This is a genomic window from Streptomyces sp. 3330 (genome assembly GCF_031456635.1).
Classification (GTDB): Bacteria; Actinomycetota; Actinomycetes; order Streptomycetales; family Streptomycetaceae; genus Streptomyces.
On record NZ_JAVDVA010000001.1, the window covers coordinates 223,555 to 242,911 of the forward strand.

The window sequence follows — 19,357 nt, forward strand, 5'->3', positions numbered from 1 at the left end:
ATGTTGACGGGGTGAATTCTTCCGATGAGCGACACAAGCACGAGGCAGCCGCTGGCCGCCGACTCCCAGGAGACGGCCGGACACGGCCGACACCGTGGCCCGGTCTCGTCCCACGACGGTGACTCGGCCCCGCACGGCCGACACCGCAAGCCGGCCGAGAACAAGGCCGACAGCTGGGCCGACGGTTGGGCCCAGGACAGGGCCGAGGCGACTGTCTGACGGTACGCCGCACGCCGAAGGGGCTCCGCTCGTCCGAGGACGACCGGAGCCCCTTCACGCATCCCGACTCCTGTCGGGGCTCCTGCTCATCTTCCCTGCCCAGCCCAGCCCAGCACCAGCCTCCGCCTCTGCGGGCTGCGCCTGTCCCTGGGTGACTCCTGCGCTATTCCTGCCCTCGCCGGAGTCCCAGCACCTCCGCCGCGGCGAAGGTCTCGCCCCGGGGCCGGTCCGCGAAGTGCGCGCCGAGGACGGCGTCCAGCTCCTCGTAGGAGAACACGTCCTCCTTGCTGTCGAACTTCGCCCGCACCCGGGGGCGTTCGACGACGGCGACCATGCCGCCGTGCGCGACGAGCAGCTGGCCGTTGATCCCGGCGGCGGCCGGTGAGGCCAAGTAGCCCACCAGCGGGGCCACATGCTCGGGCGCGAGCGGGTCCAGGGCGCCCTCGTCGGGCTGTGCGAACCCGGCGAAGACGTCCTCCGTCATCCGGGTGCGGGCGCGCGGGCAGATGGCGTTGGCCGTCACCCCGTACTTGGCGAGGGCGAGCGCCGTGGAGGTCGTCAGCCCGACGATTCCCCCTTTGGCCGCCGCGTAGTTGGGCTGTCCGGCCGAGCCCGCGAGGAACGCCTCCGAGGAGGTGTTCACGATCCGCCCGTACACCGGTCCGCCCGCCGCCTTGGACCGGTCGCGCCAGTGGGCGGCGGCGAAGCGGGTCGTGTTGAAGTGTCCCTTGAGATGGACCCGGATCACCGTGTCCCACTCGTCCTCGGCCATCGAGAAGACCATGCGGTCGCGCAGGATGCCCGCGTTGTTGACGAGCACGTCGAGTCTGCCGAACTCGCCGACCGCCAAGTCGACCAGCGCACGCGCCTGTTCGAAGTCGGCGACGTCCCCGGTGTGGGCGAGGGCGGTGCCGCCGGCCGACCGGATCTCCCGCGTCACCTCCTCGGCGGGACCGGCCGACGCCTCGCCCGATCCGTCCCGGCCGGGGCGGCCGTAGTCGTTGACGACGACGGCCGCGCCCAGTCGGGCGAGCTCCAGCGCCTCGGCGCGGCCGAGGCCGCGTCCCGCGCCGGTGACGATCGCGGCCAGCCCCTCGAGTGGCAGTGCCATCCGGATGCTCCTCCTCAGATCTCTATGCACGTGCGGAGCGCGGCACCGGTGCGCATCTGGTCCAGCGCCTCGTTGATCTCGGTGAGCGGCACGCGGTGGGTGATCAGGCTCGCCAGGTCGATCCGGCCGGCCCGCCACAGGGAGATCGTCCGCTCGTAGGAGCTCAGGACGTCCCCGCCGCCGTACATCGAGGGCAGGATCCGCTTCTCGTCGAAGAACAGCTCGAACATGTTGAGCTGGAGGAAGTCGTCCATGGCGCCCGCGCCGACGACGACGAGGGTGCCGCCGCGCCGGGTGTTGTCGTACGCGGTGCGCGCGGTGGCGGAGCGGCCGACGACCTCGAAGACGTAGTCGAACCCCTCGCCTCCCGTGACCAGTTGCTTCGCTCCGGGCAGCTCGTCCGGCGAGACGGCCTTCGTGGCGCCGAACTCCAGGGCTGCCTCCCGGCGCGAGGCGACCGGGTCGACGGCGACGATCTCGGCGGCGCCCTTGAGCCGCGCTCCCTGGACGGCGGAGATCCCGACGCCACCGCAGCCGATGACGGCGACCGACGAACCGGCCTCCACGTCGGCCGTGTTGAGGGCGGCGCCGAGGCCGGTGGTCACTCCGCAGCCGATGAGCGCGGCGATGTCGAAGGGGACGTCGTCGGGGATGGGGACCGCGCAGCCCGCGTCGACGACGACCTCCTCGGCGAAGGTTCCGGTGCCGGCGAAGCCGAAGACGTCTCCGCCGGGGCGGCGGAAGTTGGGGGTGCCCGCGTTCATGAACCCGGCCAGGCACAGTTCGGTCTGGCCGCGCTTGCAGGCGGGACACGCCCCGCACGCCGGCAGCCAGCAGACGACGACCCGGTCTCCCGGCTTCACCCGGGTGACGCCCTCGCCCACCTCCAGGACCTCGCCCGCACCCTCGTGGCCCGGCACGAAGGGCGCGGGCTGCGGGAGCACCCCGCCCATCGCGGACAGGTCCGAGTGGCACAGGCCCGTGGCCCGCACCCGGATCCTGACCCGTCCGGGGCCGAATCCCACCGCCTCGACGTCGTCGAGGACCTCCAGCTTGTCCTGGCCGATCTCGTGCAGTACGGCTGCGCGCATGGTGCGGCTCCCCTCGGGGTCCCCTCGGATGCTGGACGGTTCTGGAGGTGAATTCAGCTGCTGCTGGGGGTGGTTCGGGTGCGGGTGGTGCGGGTGGCCCAGGTGGCCGGGTGGTGCGGGTAACCCGGGTGGCTCAGGTGGCCGGGTGGCTCAGTCGGCCCGGGCGGTCCGGGTCGTTCAGGAGTGTTCGACGATCGTGTCGGCGAGGGCGGGCGCGTCGTCCCGTTCCACCGCGCTCACGGCCACCCGGACCGCGCCTTCCCCGCGCCACATGCGGATGCGCAGGGTCTCCCCCGGGAACACCACCCCGGCGAAGCGCGTGGCGTAGCGGCGCACCCGGCCCACGTCGCCGTCGAGCAGTGTGTCGACGACCGCCTTGAGGGTGATGCCGTAGGTGCACAGGCCGTGCAGGATGGGCCGGTCGAAGCCGGCGAGTTTCGCGAACTCCGGGTCGGCGTGGAGCGGGTTGTAGTCGCCGGAGAGGCGGTAGAGGAGGGCCTGGTCCTCGCGGACGGCCCGTTCGACCACCTTGTCGGGCTCACCGGCGGGCGGGTCGAGCCGCGCGGAGGGCCCCCGGTCGCCGCCCCAGCCGCCTTCTCCCCGGACGAAGATCTGGGCGTCGTTGGTCCACAGCGGCCCGTCCGCGTCGGCGACCTCGGTGCGCATGACGAGGACGGCGGCCTTGCCCTTGTCGTACACGGCGGCGATGCGTCCGGTGGCGGTGGCCCGGCCGGTCACCGGGATGGAACGGTGGAGCTCCAGGCGCTGGCCGCCGTGCAGGACCCGGGCGAGGTCGACCTCGACGCCGGGCATGGACAGTCCGCTGATCACGCCGGGCGAGCCGGAGCCCGCGACGGTGGCGAAGCTCGGCAGGACGTGCAGCCGGGACTCCAGCGTGTAGCGCAGTTCGTCGGGGTCGGTGGCCGGGACGCCCGCGCCGATGCCGAGGTGGTACAGCTGGACGTCCCGGCGGTCCCAGGTGATCTCGCCGGTCCGGGGTTCGGCGGCGAGCGCCTTGGCTGCGTCGATGGGCATGGAGCTCCTGATCGCTCGGATCGACAGGATCGATCGCATCGTTCCAAGACCTCGGCACGGCCGTCCGCACCGATCGGCCGCACCGAGGCCGTCACGGGGCCGCGGAACCCGCCCTGCCCAGAACGGATCTAGAACGCGTTCCAGTGCGGCGACCCCCTGTATAGCCCAGGCCCCGAAAGTTGTGAAGACACCTGACGGCATGTCAGAAACAGCTGTCGATGACATTTGTCCTGCCCGACCGCGTACATCCGGCACTGCCGCGAGCGGGCCCGGAAACGTAGCGTCGAGGACAGGCACATCACCGTGGAGCACGCGGGAACGGGGGACGGACACATGACCAGGTCATTCGAGGACCGACGCCGCGCAGCGGACGGGCGCAGGGACGCCTGGCGCTCGGCGTTCCGTACGGCGTCGGAGCGCCGGCGGCACGGGAGAGCGGAGAAGGAGCGCTGCAAGGCCGAGTACCGCGGCGCCCGCCCGGCCGGACAGGTCCCCGAGGACCCCGGTCCGCCGGCCAGCGGCTTCTCCCTGCTGCCGTGGCTGCTGATGGGGATGGGCGCGTTCTCCAACCTCTTCCAGGGCGAAGCGGACCCGTGGATCGGCGGCCTGGGCCTGCTGACGTTCAACTCGCTCTACATCTACGTCGCTTTCCGCGCCTTCGTGAAGCAGACCCGCGACGCGACCTCCACGCGGGTGGCGCTGGCGCTGCTGGGCCTCGTGACCTGCGGACTCGCCCTCGGCTACGGCGGCAGCTGGCTGCTCTTCCTCCCCCTGTTCGGCCTGGCGACGGGCGCGGTGCTGCGGGGCCCGCAGCTGCGGAGCATCGGTACCGGGGTCGCCGTCCTGGCGGGCGCGGTCGCCTGCGCCCGGGACGGCTGGGAGGGCCTCACCATCGCCTACGCCACCTGGATCTCCACGATGGTGACGGCCGCGATCCTCTCCCTCTCCGAGGCCGTACGGGAGCTGCGCGCCGCCCGCGAGGAACTCGCCCGCCGGGCGGTGGAGGAGGAGCGGCTGCGCTTCTCCCGCGATCTGCACGACCTGCTCGGCCACACCCTGTCGGTGATCGTGGTGAAATCGGAGGCCGCCCGGCGGCTGGCGCCGCGCGACATGGAGGCGGCCCTCTCCCAGGTCACCGACATCGAGGCGGTGGGCCGTCAGGCGCTGACCGAGATCCGCGAGGCGGTCACCGGGTACCGCGAGAGCAGCCTGGCGGGCGAACTGGACCGGGCCCGCTCGGCCCTCACGGCGGCGGGCGTCGAACCGTCGGTGAGCCGGTCGGGGCCGCCGCCGGACGCGAAGACCTCGGCCCTGCTCGGCTGGGTGGTGCGCGAGGCGGTCACCAACGTCGTCCGGCACAGCGACGCGAGCCACTGCGGGATCACCGTGTCGGGCACCCCGGAACGGGTCCGGCTGACGGTGACGGACGACGGCGGCGACAGGCGCGACGGGGACGGCGGAGGGGACCACCACGCATGCGGCGACGGCGGCTGCGCGCCGGGCGGCGGCACCGGCCTCACCGGCCTGCGCGAGCGGCTGGCGGCGGCGGGCGGCACCCTGACGGCGGGCCCGGGACCGCACGGCGGCTTCACGGTCACGGCGGAACTGCCGCTGGAACTCCCGATGTCCCGGCCGGACGCCTCCCCGGACACCCTCACCGGGACGCGGACCGACAGCGGAACCACCGCCGGGACGACCACCGGCACCGCACCCACCGCCGGGACGGCCACCGGCGCCGGAACCCCCGTACGGACGACCACCGGGAGCGATGCCGAGGCCACGGCCGGGACGAGAACCGACAGCGACAGCGACAGCGACACCGGCACCGGCACCGGCACCGGCACCGGCGAACCCCACAGGACACGGGCCCCCGCCGCCGCACCGCAGTCGGCCACCGCCGCGCACCCCGCGGACACCGTGCCGTCCGTGGCCGTCGGGCCTAACCTGGGGCCGTGACCGAGATGCCGGGTTGGCCCGTGAACGAGATGCCCCAGGACCACCGCCCCACCCGTTGCATCAGGGTGCTGCTCGCGGAGGACCAGGGCATGATGCGCGGGGCGTTGGCCCTGCTGCTCGGGCTGGAGACCGACATCGAGGTCGTCGCGCAGGTGGGCACGGGGGACGCGATCGTGGACGCGGCGCTTCTGCACCGGCCTGACGTCGCGCTCCTCGACATCGAACTCCCCGGCATCAGCGGGCTGGAGGCGGCCGCCGAGCTGCGCGACCAGGCGCCCGGCTGCCGGGTGCTGATCCTGACCACGTTCGGCCGGCCGGGCTATCTGCGCCGGGCCATGGAGGCCGGGGCCGCGGGGTTCCTCGTCAAGGACGGCCCGGTGGAGGAGCTGGCGGCGGCGATCCGCCGGGTGCTGGCCGGCGAGACGGTCGTGGACCCGGCGCTGGCCGCGGCCGCGCTGAGCGCCGGCCCGAATCCGCTCACCGCCCGCGAGCGCGACGTCCTGAAGGCCTCCGTGGACGGCGCGGCCGTCTCCGACATCGCGGCCAGGCTGCACCTCTCGGAGTCCACGGTCCGCAACTACCTGTCCTCCGCCATCGGGAAGACGGGGACCCGCAACCGCATGGAGGCGATGCGGGAGGCTCGGCAGCAGGGCTGGCTGTAGAGGTCGGGACCGCCGCTGGCATAGTGCCCGCATGTCCTTACCGATACGGCTCCTCAGGCGTACGGCCGCGTCGGCGGCGAGTGTCGCGGCACTCTTCGCCACGGCGGTGGCGCCCGCCGCGGCCGACGGCTCCGAGCAGGTCGTGATCCGGTTCGAGACCGCCGAGAGCTTCGTCATGTACAACGCCGACCAAGGGGCCGGGGCCGCCCCGAACGACAGCTTCGCCGTCCCGGTCCACGTCGAGGCGAGCGAGAGCGGCGAACCGGCCCGCAACGTCCGGGTGGTCGTGGACGCGTCGGGCCTCGAGGGCGTCGCCCGGCTCGGCGACAAGGAGGCCTGCACGGTCCGGGGCGCGGTCTACACCTGCGACTACGGCACCCTGCAGAACGGCGACGGCGAGAGCTACACGCCCCTCACCCTCCTCGGGGTGGACGGCGTCGAGCCGGGCGACAGCGGGACGGTGACCTACACCGCGACCGCCGACAACGCGCCCACCATCACCGGCAGCACCCGGATGACCGTCGGCGGGCCGACGCTGTCCGCGCCGGGACAGGAGAAGGGCGTGAGCGGGCTGGCGCCGGGCGAGTCCGCGAACGTGACGGCCCGGTTCGCCAACAACACCCGTTTCCCCACCGGGCAGGGCGTCGCCCTCCAGGTCGACGCGTCGGAGGGGGTGACGCTGACCGCGCTGCACAGCAACTGCTTCTACGCGGGCCCCGCGCCCACCTCCGCCTGGTGCGCCTTCCCGACGAAGGCCGCGGCCGGCGCCGCCTACCGGACCAGCGCGCCGCTGGTCTACACGGTCACGCCGCCCGGGGCCCTGACCGGCGAGGTGACCTACACCTGGTCGTCGCCCGCGAACCGTCCCGCCGACCACACCGTGCGCGGCGCCGGCTCCCCGCTCACCCTGGTCCGCACGGCGGCCCGGGGCTTCGACGACACTCAGGGCAGGGTCGCGATCACCACCACCGTGCAGGCCGACTACCGTCCGGTCACCGCGACCGTGCGGGGGCGGGTCGGCGACACGGTGAAGGTACGGCTCGGGCTGGAGGACCTCGGGCCCGGCCGGATACAGGGCGACGAGGAGCGGGGCCGTTTCGAGGTGGTCCCGCCGGAGGGCACCACGGTCACCTCGATCCCGTTCACCTTCGAGGACGACGGCGGGACGTGGGCGTGCGAGCGGCCCGGGAAGCCGGGGGGCGCCTTCGTCTGCGAGATCGGCTACGACCGGTTCTACGAGGTCCGGCACGAGGGCGGCACGACCGCGATCGACTTCCACATCCGCATCGACCGGCAGGTCCCGGGCGCGAAGGGCTCCATCCGCACGTACAACCCGTTCGACCGCACCCCGGCCAACGACCTCGCCGTCATCCCGCTCGACGCGTCACCCGCCCCGCCCTACCGCGTCCTCTCCGGACACCCCTGGGCGTGGATCGCGGGCGGGCTGGCCGTCGTCGGCCTGGCGGCGGCGTACCGGCGGCGGCGCCGGAGGACGGCCCCCCGGCCGTGAGCCCGCACGCCCCGCCCGTGCCGACGCGTCCTAGATGCCCGTGCCCGTCCGCCGCAGCACCCGCAGCGAGCCGGTGCCCGAGACCTCGGTGAAGGCGCCGGAGTCCAGGGCGCGCAGGTAGACGCGGTAGGGGGCCTGGCCGGTGAACTCGTCGACCGGGTCGGGGAACACGTCGTGGATGACGAGGAGTCCGCCCTCGGCGACATGCGGCGCCCAGCCCTCGTAGTCGGAGGTGGCGTGCTCGTCGGTGTGGCCGCCGTCGACGAAGACCAGGCCGAGGGGGGAGTTCCAGAACGCGGCGATGCGCGGCGAGCGGCCGACCAGGGCGACCACGTGCTCCTCCAGGCCCGCGCGGTGCAGGGTCCGGCGGAAGGCGGGCAGGGTGTCCATCAGGCCGACCTCGGGGTCGACGGTCTCCGGGTCGTGGTAGTCCCAGCCCGGCTGCTGCTCCTCGCTGCCGCGGTGGTGGTCGAGCGTGAGCGCGCTGACCCCGGCCTGCCGGGCGGCGTCCGCGAGCAGGATCGTGGAGCGCCCGCAGTAGGTGCCGACCTCGAGCAGCGGCAGGCCGAGCGCCCCTGCCTCGACGGCGGCCGCGTACAGCGCGAGTCCCTCGTCGACCGGCATGAACCCCTTCGCCGCCTCGAACGCGGCCAGGATGTCGGGCTTGGGTGCCGCGGGCATGGGGGTCCTCCGGTGTGCGTGCGGGTGGGCGGTGGTGCGTGCCGTACGGGCGGTGGCGCGTACGCGTGGGTCGTCGGTGCGTACGGCCGCCCATGCTGCCGCACCCCCCGCCGCCGGGGCGACAGGGGGTGCGGAAACGACGGGCCGGGAGGCGCGCGGACCGGACGGGGCCGGGTCCGGCGGGGTCAGGCGTCGACCGTCTCGCCCGGCAGGGCCAGGTCCAGGTCGACCGGACGCTCGTCGCCCGCGTGGGTCGCGGAACTCGCCAGCGGGCCGTGGCCGGTGGCCTTGGCGGCGAGGACGTAGGCGCCCCGGGCCGGGACGGCGAGGGCGTAACTGCCGTCCTCCTGCGACAGGGTGGCGCCGGCCTGGCGGCCGCGGCGGTCGATGAGCGTGACCTTGGCGCGGGCGACCGGGGCGCCGTCGGCGTCCAGGACCCGGCCGCGGAAGCCGCGCAGGACCTCCTCGGCGTGCTTGAGGTTGGCTTCCTCCTCGCTGCTGGCGCGCAGCTGCGGCACGGCCGAGGGGCGGGGCTGCCTCGGCAGGAAGAGGGCGAGGAGCAGGCCGACCGCGACGGCGCCGGTGGCGATCAGGAAGGAGACGCGGAAGCCGTGCATGGTCGGTACGGCGACGCCGCCGACGTCGTTCGCGGTGTTGGCCAGCACCATGCCGATGACGGCGCTGGACACCGAGGTGCCGATGGACCGCATCAGGGTGTTGAGGCCGTTGGCCGCGCCGGTCTCCGAGGCCGGGACCGCGCCGACGATCAGCGCGGGCAGGGAGGAGTACGCGAGGCCGATACCGGCGCCGAGGACGACGGCGATCACGAGGCTCTGCCAGGCGGCGCTCATCAGGCCGAGGCCGGCGCCGTAGCCGATCGCGATGATCAGCATGCCGAGGATCAGGGTGAACTTGGGGCCGTACTTGGCGGACAGCTTGGCGTAGACGGGCGCGGTGAACATCATCGTCAGGCCGAGCGGCGCGACGAGCAGACCGGCGACGACCATCGACTGGCCGAGGCCGTAGCCGGTGGCCTTCGGCAGCTGGAGCAGCTGCGGCAGGACCAGGGAGACGACGTAGAACGAGACGCCGACCATGATCGAGGCCAGGTTGGTGAAGAGGACGGCCGGCCGGGCCGTGGTGCGCAGGTCGACGAGCGGGGCCTTCAGCCGCAGCTCCATCACGCCCCACAGGACGAGGACGACGGCCGCGGCGCCGAAGAGGCCGAGGGTGGTGCCGGAGGTCCAGCCCCAGTCGCTGCCCTTGGTGATCGGGAGCAGGAAGAGCACCAGGCCGGTGGAGAGGCCGATCGCGCCGACGACGTCGAAGGTGCCCTCGGCGCGCGCCGGGGACTCGGGGACGACGAGGAGCGTGAGGGCGATGGCGAGCGCGCCGAGGCCGGCGGCGCCGTAGAACAGGGCGTGCCAGTCGGCGTGCTGGGCGATCAGGGCCGCGAGCGGCAGGGCGAGGCCGCCGCCGACGCCGATCGAGGAGCTCATCAGGGCCATCGCCGAGCCGAGCTTCTCGCGCGGCAGCATGTCCCGCATCAGGCCGATGCCGAGCGGGATCGCGCCCATCGCGAAGCCCTGGAGGGTGCGGCCGACGATCATCGTGATCAGGTCGCTGGTGAGGGCGCTGACCAGGGCGCCGACGACCATGACGGCGAGGCTGGCGATGAGCATGCGCCGCTTGCCGTAGAGGTCGCCCAGGCGGCCCATGATCGGGGTGGCCACGGCGCCCGACAGCAGTGTCGAGGTCAGGACCCAGGTGGCGTTGCTGGGCGCGGTGCCCAGCAGCTGGGGCAGGTCCTTGATGACCGGGACGAGCAGGGTCTGCATCACCGCGACCACGATGCCCGCGAAGGCGAGCACCGGGACCACGGCTCCGCTCGCTTCGCGGGTGGGCCTGCCGGTCGTCGTGTGCGTCATGAGGTGGGGCCTCCGGGGCGGTCGTTCGGGGGTCGTTCGGGGATTACATGGGAGCTGAACCTGTATGCATGGGCAACTATTCCGATGCTTTGGCGTACTAACGATTTCTTTATCTTCTCTTGAAGAAGCGCCCGGAGGACGGCCCGGCCCCGGCGGGCGACAGCCCGTCGGCGGGCGGAGCCGGCCCCGGCGGGCGACAGCCCGTCGGCGGGCGGAGCCGGCCCCGGCGGGCGGGGCTGCCCGGGAGCAGGGGCGGGCGGCGGGGCTGCGGGCAGCCCGGCAGCGGGGGGGACAGTCGGCGGGTCGCGCGAGAGGCGGGCGGCGGGTCAGCGGGCGGGGGTCTGGAGGATGCCGTTGAGCAGCACGTCCAGGGCCCAGGTGTCGCGGTCGCCGGGCGAGAACAGGGCCGCCCGCAGCGCGGTGAGCATCGGGTAGCGGTCGGCGGGCAGGGCGGCGTAGTGACGGTCGGCGTCGGCCACCACGGCGTCCTCCTTGCCCCCCTTGGTGAGATAGGCGCTCTGTTCGGCGGCGGCCGCGGCGCTGTGGAGATGCAGCAGGTCGACGGCCCAGGCGGCGGTGACGTCGTCCAGGCCGCCCTGCTTGAGCAGCGCGAGCATGCGGTCGAGGACGAGCAGGGCGTTGGCCCCGGTGGGGATCGCGCCGAGGGCGACGGCGGCCAGCCCCTCGTGCCGGCTCATGGCCTCCACGGTGGCCGCGACCAGCGCGTGCAACTGCTCGCGCCAGGTGCCCTGCGCGGTGAGCGGGACCCGGGCGAGCGCCTCGTCGAGCATCGCGGCCATCAGGTCGTCGCGGTTGGCGACATACACGTAGAGCGAGGCCGGTCCGGTGTCGAGCTCCTTGGCGACGCGCCGCATGGTCAGCGCGTCCAGCCCGTCGCGGTCGAGGATGGCCAGCCCGGCCCGCACGATCGCCTCGCGGCTGAGGGGGGCCTTGGCGGGCCGCGCGCGGCGGCTGATCGGCTCGGGGGTCACGGGGAGAGGGTAACGGTCACGAACGCCGGTCGCCACGAACGCCGACCGTGACGAACAATGTTTGACACGAACACTGTTCGTTCCCTAGTGTCGCGGCCACAGCTGCACGAACACCGTTCGCCACGAACGTCGTTCGCGCCGAGTGCCCGAGAACAAGGAAAGGAACCGTCATGATCCTGATCACCGGAGGCCGCGGCGCGGTCGCCACCCGGCTGCTCGCCCTCCTGCACGCCGACGGCATACCCGTGCGGGTCGGCTCCGCCGCCCCCGCGGACCTCACCCCGCCGTCCGGCGTCGAGGCCGTCGCCCTGGACCTCACCGACCCGGCGACCTTCCCCGCCGCCCTGACCGGCGTCACCTCCGTCTTCCTCTACGCCACCCCCGACCACGTCACCGAGTTCGCCGACCACGCCCACCACGCGGGCGTCACCCACGTCGTGCTGCTGTCCAGCTCGAGCGTGCTGGGCGTGCTCGACGCCGCGCCGGAGGACGACCCCCTGGCCGGCTCCCATCTGGCCGTGGAGCGGGCGCTGCTCGCCTCCCCGATCACCACCACCCTCCTGCGGCCCGGCTCCTTCGCCTCCAACGCCGCGTCCTGGGCCTGGTCCGTCCGGTCCGGAAGGCCCGTCAGCCTGCCCTTCCCCGGCGCCCACACCGACCCCGTCCACGAGAACGACCTGGCCGAGGCCGCCCACGCGGTCCTCACCGACCCGCGGCACCGCGGCGGCCGGTTCACCCTCACCGGACCCGAGTCGCTGACGTTCACCGAGCAGATCGACCGGCTCGCCGCCGTCACCGGCCGCGCCATCACGGTCGAGCACGTCACCGCGGACGAGTGGAAGAAGCAGACCGACGGGCACATCCCCGCCGTCTACGCCGACGCCCTCCTCGCGTGGTGGGCGTCCACGGACGGCAGGCCCGTCTCCCTCACCCGCACCGTCGAGGAGCTCACCGGCCACCCCGCCCGCCCGTTCACCGCCTGGGCCGCCGACCACCTGGCCGACTTCACCGCCTCCTGAACCACCGACGGCCCGCTTCGACCACCCTCCTCTCCCCCCCGCTCCGTGGATCGCGATCCCGGCGCGAGCGGCGCGACCGACCCGGTCGAGACCATCACGCCCCGACGCCCCTCCCGGAAACCGACGGCACCGCCCGCACCCCGGAGATCCCACCGCTCCATCCCACCGCCTCCCCCGCCTCCCGTCCGTCTTTCGTCCCCCATCCGTCCGTCATCCGTCCGGCGTCGTCCCGCTGAGTCCTCGTCGGGGTGGCCGTTAGGGTGGCAGGCGTGTCGTACGCAGGCTCGAACCCCGGTCCCTTCGATCCCTCCGATCCCTCAGCACCGTCGGATCCCTTCGGCCCCTCGCGGCCGCGCCGCTCGCCGCTGCGCCGCCCGGTGACCGTGGCCCTCGCCGCGCTCGTGCCCGGGGCGCTGCTGGGCTGGCTGGCGTACGAGGCGCTGGGCGGGACCGGGAGCGGCGGGACGAGCGGCCCCGGCGCCGGGGCGGCGCCGAGCGTGCTGAGCTCCCCCGCGGACGGCGGGCACGGCGCGGACGGCGACGGGAAGACGGGCGTCGGTACGAGCACCGCCTCCGCCCCGGCCGGTTCCGGCGCGGCCTCGCTCCAGGGCAAGGTCGTCGTCATCGACCCCGGCCACAACCCCACCAACTACCGGCACACCGCCGACATCAACAGCAAGGTGGACATCGGCACCCACCGGAAGGAGTGCGACACCACGGGCACGTCCACGAACTCCGGTTACAGCGAGGCGGAGTTCACGCTGGACGTGGCCCACCGGCTGCGCACGCTGCTCCAGGAGCAGGGCGCCACCGTGCGGCTGACGCAGGACGGGGACCGGCCGTACGGCCCCTGTATCGACGAGCGTGCCCGGATCGGGAACGCGGCGCACGCCGACGCGGTCGTCTCGGTCCACGCCGACGGCGCCGGGGCCGGGCAGCGCGGCTTCCACGTGATCCTGCCGGGCGCGGTGCACGAGGGCGTGGCCGACACCCGTGCGATCGTCGGCCCGTCGAAGGACCTCGGGAAGCTCATCGCGGGCGACTTCACCCGGGCGACGGGCACTTCACCGTCCAACTACGTCGGCGACGGCACCGGTCTCGTCACGCGTGAGGACCTGGGCGGTCTCAATCTGTCAACGGTTCCCAAGGTGTTCATCGAGTGCGGCAACATGCGCGATACCAAGGACGCGGCGCTGCTGACCAGTGGCGCCTGGCGGCAGAAGGCGGCGCAGGGGATCTCTGAGGGAATCGTGAGTTTCCTGCGCGGGTAGTGATCAGGGCGCTCATCCCGGCGGACAGCGCGATCGTGGTGACGATAGTGTCGTCCCTACGATGAGGGGCCACCCCCGCGCTTCACACAGGGGCCTGACGGCGACATGGTGACAGCGACGCCTCTACCGACATGTGTATGCGTGTACCGATGACGAGACGACTGACGAAGGACCTGAAGTGAATATCCGCTCCCTCACTCGAGGCGACGGCGTGGTGATCGGAGCAGCGGTATTGCTGTTCATCGCGTCGTTCCTGGACACGTTCGACGGCTCCGGCAGTGATGTCCCGAACGCCTGGGACAACCTCGGCCTCGTAATGAGCATGTATCTCGGCGGAATCATCGGTGCCGCCCTGATCGTCGTCTCCCGCGCGCTGCCTCAGCCGCGCAAGGTGGTCGGCCTCGACCTGGGGCAGTTCGGCGTCGCGCTGACGGTCTTCGCCGCGTGGACGGCGTTCTGGACGATCGTCGACCCGCTGGGCGCGTTCAGCGACACCTTCGGCAGCACCGAGATCGACACGGGCGCCGGTCTGATCCTGGGCCTGATCGCCGCGCTGCTGCTGGCCGCAGGCGCGATCGCCACCCCGCTGGTGCCCGCCCTCCAGGCCGCGCTCGTCCCGGCGCCGAGGCCGGCCGCCCCGCAGCCGTACGGCGCGCAGCCGCCCGCCGGTTACGGCTACCCGGGCGCCCCGCAGCAGCCGTCGGCGTTCGGCGGCCCGCCGCAGCAGGGCCAGCCGGGTCAGCCGCCGTTCGGCGCCCAGCCGGGTCCGGCGCAGCCGTCGGGCGGGGACTTCTCCCCGTTCTGGTTCGCCGTGCCGGTGCCGCGTCCGCTGTACGCGGAGGACGGCGCGCCCATGCCGATCGCCGAACTGGCGCCGGGCACCTGGTACCTCGCGGTCGAGCAGGGCTCCCAGGGCCTGATCGCCCAGACCCAGGACGGCCGCCGCGGCGTCCTGCGGGACGCCTCCGGCATCCAGCGCGGCTGAGCCCCGGCTCCCGCACCGCTCCGCGCACGGCCCCTCGCCCTTCCGGGCGGGGGGCCGTTGTCGTACAGTCGCGGTCCCCCTTGTCTGACACACCGTCAGGAGACGTACATGCGGCTAGGTCTGGCGCTCGGCTACTGGGGCCGCGGCCCCTCCCCCGACCATGTGGATCTGGCGCGCGAGGCGGAACGGCTCGGGTACGACTCCGTGTGGACGGCGGAGTCCTGGGGCTCGGACGCCTTCACCGCTCTCACCTGGATCGCCGCCCGCACGTCGACGATCGGACTGGGCACGGCGGTGGCGCAGATGGCGGCCCGCTCCCCCACGACGACCGCGATGCACGCCCTGACCCTGGACCACCTCTCCGGCGGCCGGATGACGCTGGGGCTCGGCCTGTCCGGACCCCAGGTGGTGGAGGGCTGGTACGGCCGGCCGTTCCCGGCGTCCCCCCTGACCGCGACCCGGGAGTACGTGGACGTGGTACGCCAGGTGCTGCGCCGCCGGGCGCCGGTGGAACTGGACGGCCGCTTCCACTCCCACCCCTACCGCGGCCCGGACGCGACCGGCCTCGGCAGACCGCTCAGGTCCATCACCCACCCCCTGCGCCCCGACCTGCCGGTGATGCTGGGCGCGGAGGGCCCGCGCAACGTGGCCCAGACGATCCGCATCGCGGACGGGTGGCTGCCGCTGTACTGGTCGCCGGACCGGCCGGACGCGTACGGCCCGGCGGTGGCGGAACTGCCCCCGGGCTTCCGGGTCGCGCCCCTCGCCCAGGCACGGATCTGTGACGACGTCGCCGAGGGGCTGCTCCCCGTGAAGACCATGCTCGGCTTCTACATCGGCGGCATGGGGCACGCGACCCGCAACTTCCACGCCGACCTGATGGCCCGCATGGGATACGAGGAGGAGGCCCGGCGCGTCCAGGAGCTCTTCCTGGCCGGGCGGCGCGAGGAGGCGGTGCTGGCCGTCCCGGACGCCTTCGCCGACGAGATCTCGCTGGTCGGCCCGCGTCAACGGGTCGCGGAGCGGCTGGAGTCCTGGCGCAAGGGGCCGGTGACGGACCTGCTGGTGGTCGCCCCGGACCGGACGACCCTGCGGGTGCTGGCGGAGCTCAACTCATAGCCACGGGCGCACGGAGAGCGAACACTCCACGTTTCAACCGGGATTCCGGGGCCAGACGGAAGTCATGTCTCGATATCGCAGTGGTTCCAACTCCGCCGGAACGGTCATAGCGGTGGTCGCGGACGTCATGGCCGTCATCCTCGGGCTGTGGATCCTCATGTACCTGCTGGACGCCAACCGGGGCAACGACCTGGTCCAGTTCGTGCATGACGCGGCCAACTGGCTGGCCGGCTGGTCACGTGACCTGTTCACGTTCGACGAGGCGTGGGCGCGGGTGGTGGCAGGGTACGGCCTGGCAGCGGTCGTCTACCTGTTCATCGGCCACGCGATCGCCAACCGGGTCCACCGCCACTGACGCGGATCCCGGGGCGGGTCCCGGGACGGGTCCTGCGACCCGCCCCGGGGACGCGTCAAGCGCAGCAGTCCGCCTCCAGGCCGGACGGCAGTTGCTCCCCGCCGAACACGGCGCAGGTGGCCTCGTGGCCACCGAGGGCCGCCACGGCGAGCAGCAGCGACCCCGCGGTCCAGGTGGTCAGCTCCCGGGGCCAGATCGCCTCGTCCTCGAACACGAACCCCGTCCAGTACAGGCCCGACTCCGCGTCGCGCAGATGCTGGATCGACTGAAGGATCTCCAGAGCCCGGTCGGACTCGCCCATCACCCACAGGGCCAGGGCGAGTTCGGCCGACTCGCCGCCCGTGACCCACGGGTTGGGGACGACACAGCGCACGCCGAGCCCCGGGACCACGAACCGCTCCCAGTCGGCCTCGATGCGGGACTTGGCCTCCGTGCCGGTCAACGCGCCGCCCAGCACGGGGTAGTACCAGTCCATCGAGTAGCGGTCCTTGTCGAGGAACCGCTCGGGGTGGCGCCGGATGGCGTGCCGCAGCGCGCCCACCGCCAACTCCCAGTCCGGCTGCGGCTCTTCGCGCTGCTCGGCGATCGCCAGCGCGCAGCGCAGCGCCTGGTGCACGGACGAGGAGCCGGTGAGCAGCGCGTCGGCGGTCGGGGTGCCGTCGTCGTCGCGCCGCCAGCCGATCTGCCCGCCGGGCTGCTGGAGCCGCAGCACGTACTCGACGGCCGCGTAGACGGCCGGCCACATGCGGTCCAGGAAGGTGTCGTCACCGGTGGACAGGTAGTGGTGCCAGACGCCCACGGCGATGTAGGCGACGAAGTTCGTCTCCCGCCCCCGGTCGGTGACGTCGTCGAAGGCGCCGTCCGCGTACGCGGCGAACCAGGAACCGTCGTCGTTCTGGTGCCGGGCCAGCCAGTTGTACGCCCGCTCGGCGGCCTCGTGCTCGCCCGCCGCGTCCAGGGCCATCGCGGCCTCGGTGTGGTCCCACGGGTCGAGGTGGTGGCCCCGGAACCACGGGATCGCGCCGTCCTCACGCTGCACGGCGAGGATGCCGGTGACGGTCGCGGCGGCCTGCTCGGCGGTGAGGACCCCGGGCAGGACGAGGTGTTCTGTCCGGGGCGTGGTCACGTGGCGTCCGCCCCGGTCTTCGCGGCCCGACCGGCCTTGTCCGTCCGCCCGGCCTTCGCGGCCTGCCCGGCGTCCGCCGCCTGACCGGACAGGCGCGGCAGGTGCGGCTTGGTCGCGTACGCCACGAAGCTCTTGCCGATGAGCGGGTTCAGCGCCTGCTCGGCGACCCGGGTGGCGAGCGGCTTCTTCATGATGTCCCAGACCAGCAGCTTGTGGTACGCCCGCACCGGCAGCGCCTTGTCGTTGTCGACGCCGAAGGCGCACTTCAGCCACCAGTACGGCGAGTGCAGCGCGTGGGCGTGGTGGGTGCCGTACGGCTTCAGGCCGGCCTCGCGGATCTTCGCGAGCAGCTCGTCCGCCCGGTAGATGCGGATGTGGCCGCCCTCGACCTCGTGGTAGGCGTCGGAGAGGGTCCAGCAGACCTTCTCGGGGCCGTAGCGCGGGACGGTGATGGCGATCCGGCCGCCCGGCTTGAGCACCCGCACCATCTCCGCGAGGACGCCCTTGTCGTCCGGGATGTGCTCCATGACCTCGGAGATGATCACGACGTCGAAGGACTCGTCGGGGAAGGGCAGGGCGAGGGCGTCGCCCTCCATGGCCGTCGCGGTGGCTCCCTCGGGTGCCTCGCCGGCCTCCTTCATCGCCGCGAACCACTTGGCGACCTCGCGGATCTCCTCGGCGTTCTGGTCGAGGGCCACGACCTGCGCGCCGCGCCGGTAACACTCGAAGGCGTGCCGGCCGGCACCGCAGCCGAGGTCCAGGACTCGGTCGCCCGGGGCGAGCGGGAACCGGGAGAAGTCGACGGTCAGCACGTGGCCCTGCTTTCGCGATCGCGATCGGATGCTTCGGATACGGCGTCGATGTCGGCACCGGCCCCGGCACCGACGGACTCGACGGGCTCGGGGGCGGCGAGAGCCGCGGAAGCCTCGGCGACCCGTGGGCGACCGCGGTCGGCTATCGCCTCGCGGTACCGGGCCACGGTCCCCTCGGCGGCCCGCGCCCAGGTGAACCGCTCGAGCACCCGCCGCCGTCCGGCCGTACCGAGCCGGGCCCGCAGCTCCGGGTCGCCCAGCAGCCGTCCGAGTCCGGTGGCCAGTGCTCCCGAGTCGCCCGGCGGCACGGCCAGGCAGGTCTCGCCGTCGCGCCCGGCGACCTCGGGGATCGCCCCGCCGGTCGTGGCGAGCAGCGGGGTGCCGGTGGCCATCGCCTCGGCGGCCGGCAGGGAGAAGCCCTCGTACAGCGACGGCACGCAGGCGACCTCCGCCGAGCGGACCAGGTCGACCAGTTCGGCGTCGGAGATGCCCTTGACGAACTCGACGGCGCCTTCGAGGCCGTACCGCTCGATCGCCTGGGCGACCGGCCCCTCCTGCGGGCGCTTGCCGACGACGACGAGGTGGGCGTGCGGATGCTCGGTGCGCACCTTGGCCAGCGCCTCGACCAGGAAGACCAGGCCCTTCAGCGGGACGTCCGCGCTGGACGTCGTCACGATCCGGCCGGGCACGACGGCCACCGCGGGGTCGGGCGAGAACAGGTCGGTGTCGGCGCCGATGTGGACGACGTGGATGCGGTCGTCGCGGACGCCGAGGTGGTCGATGATCTCCTGGCGGGAGGTGCCGGAGACGGTGAGCACGGACGGCAGCCGGCGCGCGACGCGCTTCTGCATCCGGGTGAACGCGTACCAGCGGCGCACGGAGTACCGGCGCCGCCGCCCCTCGGCCGCGTCCAGCTCCAACTGCCGGTCCACGGTGATGGGGTGGTGGATGGTGGTGACGAGAGGCGCGCCGACATCGCCCAGCAGCCCGTAACCCAGGGTCTGGTTGTCGTGCACGATGTCGAACGCGCCGCTGCGCGCGCGGAGATGGCGGCGGGCCCGCAGCGAGAAGGTGAGCGGCTCGGGGAAGCCGCCGGTCCACATCGTCGCGACCTCGAGCGCGTCGACCCAGTCGCGGTACTCGCCGCGCTTCGGGGTGCGGAAGGGATCCGGCTGACGGTAGAGGTCAAGGCTCGGCAGCTCGGTGAGGGACAGGCGGTCGTCGTGGCCCGGGTCCAGCACCGGATAGGGCTGGGAGCCGATCACCTCGACGCGGTGGCCGAGACGGGCGAGTTCGCGCGAGAGATGCCGTACGTAGACACCCTGACCCCCGCAGAACGGGTTCCCCTTGTACGTGAGGAGCGCGATGTCGAGCGGTCGCCCGCCGTCGGCGGCGAGGTCGTGCCGGGGCCCTGCCTGACTGGCCTCAGCGGTCACTCCGGGCCCCCTTCTGCCTGCATTGTCCCGCGAGACTACGACGGGACGC

Annotated in this window: 18 protein-coding genes; 9 read left to right on the top strand and 9 right to left on the bottom strand. The window is 73.3% G+C overall.

Going from position 1 to position 19,357, the window contains the following annotated elements; genetic code table 11:
• Window positions 1-24: 24 nt before the first annotated feature.
• On the top strand, window positions 25-219 hold the full coding sequence (locus tag J2X68_RS01000) for a hypothetical protein (RefSeq protein WP_310430466.1): 195 nt from the start codon (window positions 25-27) through the stop codon (window positions 217-219).
• Window positions 220-382: 163 nt separating this feature from the next.
• Here the strand turns inward: J2X68_RS01000 and J2X68_RS01005 are convergent, their stop codons facing one another.
• The 3 genes from J2X68_RS01005 to J2X68_RS01015 form a co-directional block, all read right to left on the bottom strand.
• Window positions 383-1,330 (bottom strand): 3-oxoacyl-ACP reductase, encoded by a 948-nt coding sequence (locus tag J2X68_RS01005; protein ID WP_310430467.1) that lies wholly within the window; start codon window positions 1,328-1,330, stop codon window positions 383-385.
• Between the two features lie 14 nt (window positions 1,331-1,344).
• Window positions 1,345-2,421 (bottom strand): Zn-dependent alcohol dehydrogenase, encoded by a 1,077-nt coding sequence (locus J2X68_RS01010; RefSeq protein WP_310430468.1) that lies wholly within the window; start codon window positions 2,419-2,421, stop codon window positions 1,345-1,347.
• A 177-nt stretch (window positions 2,422-2,598) separates the two neighbouring features.
• On the bottom strand, window positions 2,599-3,456 hold the full coding sequence (locus J2X68_RS01015; RefSeq protein WP_310430469.1) for a MaoC/PaaZ C-terminal domain-containing protein: 858 nt from the start codon (window positions 3,454-3,456) through the stop codon (window positions 2,599-2,601).
• Between the two features lie 333 nt (window positions 3,457-3,789).
• Here J2X68_RS01015 and J2X68_RS01020 point away from each other — a divergent pair, with 333 nt between their 5' ends.
• The 3 genes from J2X68_RS01020 to J2X68_RS01030 are packed head-to-tail and all read left to right on the top strand — an operon-like array spanning window position 3,790 to window position 7,584.
• Complete coding sequence (locus tag J2X68_RS01020) at window positions 3,790-5,412, top strand: histidine kinase (protein WP_310430470.1); 1,623 nt, start codon at window positions 3,790-3,792, stop codon at window positions 5,410-5,412.
• 29 nt (window positions 5,413-5,441) lie between these two features.
• Entirely contained in the window at window positions 5,442-6,074 is a 633-nt protein-coding gene (locus tag J2X68_RS01025) for a response regulator transcription factor (RefSeq protein WP_310430889.1), read from the top strand.
• A gap of 31 nt (window positions 6,075-6,105) precedes the next feature.
• Window positions 6,106-7,584: a hypothetical protein gene (locus tag J2X68_RS01030; RefSeq protein WP_310430471.1), complete on the top strand. Its 1,479-nt coding sequence runs from the start codon at window positions 6,106-6,108 to the stop codon at window positions 7,582-7,584.
• A gap of 30 nt (window positions 7,585-7,614) precedes the next feature.
• Here J2X68_RS01030 and J2X68_RS01035 read toward each other — a convergent pair whose 3' ends face one another.
• The 3 genes from J2X68_RS01035 to J2X68_RS01045 all read right to left on the bottom strand — a co-directional run bounded on the left by J2X68_RS01035 (window position 7,615) and on the right by J2X68_RS01045 (window position 11,185).
• Window positions 7,615-8,265 (bottom strand): class I SAM-dependent methyltransferase, encoded by a 651-nt coding sequence (locus tag J2X68_RS01035; protein WP_310430472.1) that lies wholly within the window; start codon window positions 8,263-8,265, stop codon window positions 7,615-7,617.
• A 185-nt stretch (window positions 8,266-8,450) separates the two neighbouring features.
• A complete protein-coding gene (locus tag J2X68_RS01040; RefSeq protein WP_310430473.1) occupies window positions 8,451-10,193 on the bottom strand; it encodes an MFS transporter in 1,743 nt (580 codons plus the stop codon).
• A gap of 326 nt (window positions 10,194-10,519) precedes the next feature.
• Window positions 10,520-11,185: a TetR/AcrR family transcriptional regulator C-terminal domain-containing protein gene (locus J2X68_RS01045; protein ID WP_310430474.1), complete on the bottom strand. Its 666-nt coding sequence runs from the start codon at window positions 11,183-11,185 to the stop codon at window positions 10,520-10,522.
• 170 nt (window positions 11,186-11,355) lie between these two features.
• Between J2X68_RS01045 and J2X68_RS01050 the strand changes: the two genes are divergently transcribed.
• From J2X68_RS01050 to J2X68_RS01070, 5 genes are all read left to right on the top strand, one after another.
• Window positions 11,356-12,204: an NAD(P)H-binding protein gene (locus J2X68_RS01050; protein ID WP_310430475.1), complete on the top strand. Its 849-nt coding sequence runs from the start codon at window positions 11,356-11,358 to the stop codon at window positions 12,202-12,204.
• 269 nt (window positions 12,205-12,473) lie between these two features.
• Complete coding sequence (locus tag J2X68_RS01055) at window positions 12,474-13,475, top strand: N-acetylmuramoyl-L-alanine amidase (protein ID WP_399039199.1); 1,002 nt, start codon at window positions 12,474-12,476, stop codon at window positions 13,473-13,475.
• 178 nt (window positions 13,476-13,653) lie between these two features.
• Window positions 13,654-14,460: a DUF5336 domain-containing protein gene (locus J2X68_RS01060; protein WP_310430476.1), complete on the top strand. Its 807-nt coding sequence runs from the start codon at window positions 13,654-13,656 to the stop codon at window positions 14,458-14,460.
• Between the two features lie 108 nt (window positions 14,461-14,568).
• On the top strand, window positions 14,569-15,579 hold the full coding sequence (locus tag J2X68_RS01065) for an LLM class F420-dependent oxidoreductase (RefSeq protein ID WP_310430477.1): 1,011 nt from the start codon (window positions 14,569-14,571) through the stop codon (window positions 15,577-15,579).
• Between the two features lie 64 nt (window positions 15,580-15,643).
• A complete protein-coding gene (locus J2X68_RS01070; protein ID WP_054238057.1) occupies window positions 15,644-15,934 on the top strand; it encodes a hypothetical protein in 291 nt (96 codons plus the stop codon).
• A 55-nt stretch (window positions 15,935-15,989) separates the two neighbouring features.
• On the opposite strand, the gene J2X68_RS01075 is transcribed toward J2X68_RS01070, so the two are convergent.
• The 3 genes from J2X68_RS01075 to J2X68_RS01085 are packed head-to-tail and all read right to left on the bottom strand — an operon-like array spanning window position 15,990 to window position 19,308.
• Window positions 15,990-17,060 (bottom strand): terpene cyclase/mutase family protein, encoded by a 1,071-nt coding sequence (locus J2X68_RS01075; RefSeq protein ID WP_310430478.1) that lies wholly within the window; start codon window positions 17,058-17,060, stop codon window positions 15,990-15,992.
• On the bottom strand, window positions 17,057-17,872 hold the full coding sequence (locus tag J2X68_RS01080; protein WP_310430479.1) for a methyltransferase domain-containing protein: 816 nt from the start codon (window positions 17,870-17,872) through the stop codon (window positions 17,057-17,059). The genes J2X68_RS01075 and J2X68_RS01080 overlap by 4 nt, the downstream gene beginning before the upstream one ends.
• The gene (locus tag J2X68_RS01085; RefSeq protein ID WP_310430480.1) at window positions 17,866-19,308 is read right to left on the bottom strand and encodes a glycosyltransferase family 4 protein; all 1,443 of its coding nucleotides are present in this window, start codon (window positions 19,306-19,308) and stop codon (window positions 17,866-17,868) included. The genes J2X68_RS01080 and J2X68_RS01085 overlap by 7 nt, the downstream gene beginning before the upstream one ends.
• Window positions 19,309-19,357: the final 49 nt, after the last annotated feature.